The organism is Corynebacterium sp. S5S1 (assembly GCF_001913985.1).
Taxonomy (GTDB): Bacteria; Actinomycetota; Actinomycetes; order Mycobacteriales; family Mycobacteriaceae; genus Corynebacterium; species Corynebacterium marquesiae.
Genome location: NZ_MKXT01000059.1, coordinates 2518 through 6582 on the forward strand (window position 1 = coordinate 2518; position 4065 = coordinate 6582).

General features: G+C 59.0%; 5 protein-coding genes. All 5 read left to right on the forward strand.

Annotated elements, in window-relative coordinates:
• Positions 1-224: 224 nt before the first annotated feature.
• The gene (locus tag BKN05_RS11635) at positions 225-437 is read left to right on the forward strand and encodes a hypothetical protein (RefSeq protein WP_286688704.1); all 213 of its coding nucleotides are present in this window, start codon (positions 225-227) and stop codon (positions 435-437) included.
• A 48-nt stretch (positions 438-485) separates the two neighbouring features.
• The gene (locus BKN05_RS11640) at positions 486-1142 is read left to right on the forward strand and encodes an Ig domain-containing protein (protein ID WP_286688705.1); all 657 of its coding nucleotides are present in this window, start codon (positions 486-488) and stop codon (positions 1140-1142) included.
• Between the two features lie 140 nt (positions 1143-1282).
• Entirely contained in the window at positions 1283-1633 is a 351-nt protein-coding gene (locus tag BKN05_RS11645) for a hypothetical protein (protein ID WP_286688706.1), read from the forward strand.
• A gap of 161 nt (positions 1634-1794) precedes the next feature.
• On the forward strand, positions 1795-1989 hold the full coding sequence (locus BKN05_RS11650; RefSeq protein ID WP_232250850.1) for a hypothetical protein: 195 nt from the start codon (positions 1795-1797) through the stop codon (positions 1987-1989).
• 18 nt (positions 1990-2007) lie between these two features.
• A partial coding sequence (locus BKN05_RS11655; RefSeq protein WP_286688707.1) for a tape measure protein occupies positions 2008-4065 on the forward strand: 2058 nt, incomplete at its 3' end.

Here is a 4065-nt window from a genome sequence, read left to right on the forward strand (position 1 = left end):
CGCGCTGCATCAACTGCCGTTCCAGGTCGAGAACAGCATTACCTCTGTGGATTGCCCGCGTATGGCGACACGTGAGGACATGAACCCTCATTTGAAGCGTATTGGTGTGGTCGCTGACCTCACTGTGACCGGGTAACGGTCGCACACTGACAAAGACTAGAAGACGTTTTCCCAGCCACCCCCTCGGGGTGGCTTTTTTCATGCAGTTTTAAGGAGAAACAGCAATGGCTGAACAGTCCACCCTTGAGGGCTTCAATGCCCGCCATGCCCGTGTCGGTATGACCGGCGCTGTCCGCGCCGCCGCACTGGGCACCAAGAAGGTCCCGCTGGGCGAGAAGTACGACTCCGAGGTTCACAAGAACCTGGGCTACCTGTCCCCGGATGGCCTTGAGATTTCCTTCGATGAGGACAAGCAGGAGTACATCCCGTGGCAGTAGGTCAACCCGATTCGTGTTGACGTCACCAAGGCCGTTAAGGGCATCAAGATGACCCTGTGGGAGTCCTCGGTTGAGAACCTCGCGAAGTTCCTGGGCGTCACCGAAGATGAACTCATCAACGAGGGCGGCGTCACCGAGTTCTACGAGGGCAACCTGCCGGACTTCCCGCACGAGTTCCTGTCCCTCGACGTCATCGACAAGGACAAGGCCATGCGCCTGACCCTGTTCGACGCGCAGATCACCGAGCGCGGTTCCCTGGTGTTTAAGAAGGACGACATGGTCGGCCTGGAACTCACCTACAACACCTACCCGGCTTCTGAGGCTGACTACGGCTCTACTGAGCCGGAGGCGGTTGGTAAGACCGCGAACTGGCAGTTCAACTCGGAGTGGGCTTCTGGTGGCCGTGCCGCTACTGGTGAGTCCACCGACGGTGTGAACACCCTGAAGGTGTCCTCCGGCGCTACTCTGCCGGAGCTGACTAAGGGTCAGGCGTACACCGCTACCGTTACTGCTTCTGGTGGCACGGAGCCGTATGAGTTCTCGGCTACTGGTCTGCCGTCTGGCCTGTCGATTGATAAGGCCTCCGGCAAGATTTCCGGCACTGTTGCGAGCGTGTCCGGTTCCAGCATTTCGGCGAAGGTGACCGTGAAGGACTCGAAGAACCTGTCTGCGTCGCAGCAGGTGACTATCCCGGTCGCTGGCTAAACCGGCGCTGGGGCGCATTGGGGGGGGGCGGGTTGTTTTCGTGGCAGACCCGGCCCGCGCCCCTTTCTTTTTTCATGCCCGCGTAAATGGGTCTGCCACCACATACTTCTTTTTTCTTAACTCTTTTTTGGAGGTCTGCCATGACTAACCTGAATCTCGACGAACTGCTGAAGCAGCGCGAGGAAGCCACCGGAGCCGAAAAGGGCATGGTCCCATTCGACTACCAGGGCAAGACGTTCACGTTCCGCGACCCAATCCTGCTGGACGATGACGCACTCGATGAGCTCTCCGAGCTGGAGGACGGCCCGGACATTGCCGAGTTCTACATGGGCGCCGAGCAGTACGACCAGTTCCTTGAGGTTGGTGGCACCAGCAACCTGTTCTTCATGGTGTTCACCCAGTACATGAACGAATCCCGCGATGAGGTTGGGGGAAACCCTACTCGTGGCAATCGCTCCTCGCGACGGGCAGCGCGTCGCCGGAAGCGCTAGAAGCCGCGTTTGAGCGGTTCTACGGGTGGGACCCGATAGCGGCGTATTTCCGGCGTGAGATAACGCTGCGGAAACTCCGGGTCCTACTTGAGGGGTTGCCGGACGCTGGCCCCCACACTCGCCATCTCACTGACGGTAGGGAGTGGGGCGCGACCCTCGACATGCTGTGGGCAATCATGTGGGAGAACATGCGCGGCTCTGTGATTGCGGCGCGCGCGGCGGGGGATAAGAAGGCTGAGCTGCCTTCGGAGAATAGGCCACGGTTCCCGTGGTCGGAGACAGATAACAAATCGAAGTTCGGTGATTTCGGGGACGCTACTCCTGAGCAGGTGGCGGATTACCTGGATTCGCTATAGGCACTGGAGGTCAAGATCATGGCTGGTGGCGTTTGGGTTCCCGTTAACGCGCAGATGAAGGGCTTTGTCGCCACTGTCATGAAGGAGGCCTCCGGCGCTGCGCGTAAGTCGGGTCAGGAGTTCGAGAAGGAGTTCTCTAAGTCCGGGGAGTCGGCGGGTAAGGCGCTTGCCCGTAAGATCGAGCAGGCTACTAACGCGCTTGCTCGTGCCCGCCGTGATGAGGCGCAGTCAGCGAAGGAGTTGGCTGTCGCGGAGCAGGAGTTGGAGAATATCCGCTCTAAGGGTAATGCGTCCGCGTCGCAGATTATCGCCGCCGAGAATAAGGTCGCGACTGCGAAGGCGAAGAATGAAGACGCTTCTATGCGTGTTGCCCGCTCTGAGAAGGATTTGGAGGCTGCTCGTAGTGGGCAGTCTACGACTTCTAACGCGGTGAAGCGTGCTGAGGATCAGTTGTCTCAGGCGCGGATTAAGTCGGCTGAGGCTGTCGGTAAGGTCAAGGCTGCTGAGGCTGGGGTGGATGAGGCTCGCGCTAAGGCGAGGTCTGCCGCTGACGCGGTGAAGGCTGCAGAGCAGAATCTGATTGATACCCGCGACCGTTATGGGGCGGGTACGAAGCAGACGGCGGCGGCTGAGCGTGAGCTGGAGAAGGCGAAGCGTCAGTCCGGTAGCGCGAATACTGCGGCGGCTCGTGCTGAAGGTGATTTGGGTAAGGCGCGGGCTAATCTAGCGAATGCTACGGACTCGTTGAAGTCGAAGGAGAATCTGCATAAGCAGGCGGTGCAGGACGCGGCGCAGGCCACTAATAAGGCGGGTGCGGAGGCCCGTAAGGCCGCTGGTGATGTCACGAAGTTCGGTGGCGCTATGGGCGGTGCCACGGGTAAGGCCGGTGGGTTCGGCCGCTCGATGATGGACATTGCGAAGAAGGCCGGTGGTATGGCTGGTGCTTTCGCTGGTATTAGCGGTGTCACTAGCGTGCTATCGGGTGGTTTCGAGCGCCTAATGAATATTCAACGCGCCGAAATCATGTTCCAGTCGGTTGGCCTGTCGGCTGACCAGACGAAGGCGCAAATGGAGCAGCTGACCGAGCAGGTCACCGGCACCAGTGTGTCTTTGGCTGACGCGGCGAAGTACTCGGCGATGTTCGCCCAGTCGGGTGTGCAGCTGGGTAAGCCGATGAATGATGCGATTGATGCGTTCACTGCCCTGTCCTCGATTGCGGAGGGCTCCGGTGTTGATGTTGGTCGTGTGCTGCAGCAGATGAGCGCGGCGGGCAAGGTCACTGGTGAGGATCTGAACCAGATGGCCGACGCTGGTGTGAATGCGACGAAGTACCTGGCTGACCACATGGGTATGTCGCAGGAGGAGATTAAGAAGGCTGTCTCGGACGGCAAGGTTTCCTTCGAGGACTTTGTTGGTGCGGTGAATAAGGGTACGGGTGACCTGGCTAAGGAGATGGGCCAGACGTTGCCGGCGAAGATGTCGAACATGAAGACGGCGTTTTCGAACTTTGGTGCTGCGGTTATTGAGCCGTTTATTGGCCCGTTGACTACGGCTGTCGAGTTTGTGACTACTGGGCTGAAGAATGTCACCGGCGCGATTAAGGACGTGACTGGTGAGGGTGGTGCTTTGCGTCCTGTGATGGATGCGGTGGGTGACGCGTTTCAGCGTGTTGGTCGGTTTGTGCAGGATAATGCGACGTGGTTGGGGCCGTTGGCGCTTGGCCTGGGTGCTGCGGCGACGCAGTTTGTTGCCCTGTACAAGGCAATGAAGTTTATCGAGACGGCTAAGGCCGCTGGTGGGCTTCTGCAGATGCTGAAAACCACGAAGCTGATTACTGGCGCGACGAAACTATGGACGGGTGTTCAGACCGCGTTTAACCTGGTCATGGCAGCTAACCCCATTGTTCTTATCGGTGCCGCTATTGTCGCGGCTGGTGTCGCTCTGTGGGCGTTTTTCACCAAGACCGAAAAGGGCCGTGAAATCTGGGCGAACTTCACCGATTTCATGAAGAGCGCGTGGGACGCAACCACCCGGTTCTTCAAGGATGCTTACAGCGCCTACGTCGAGCCGGTGTTC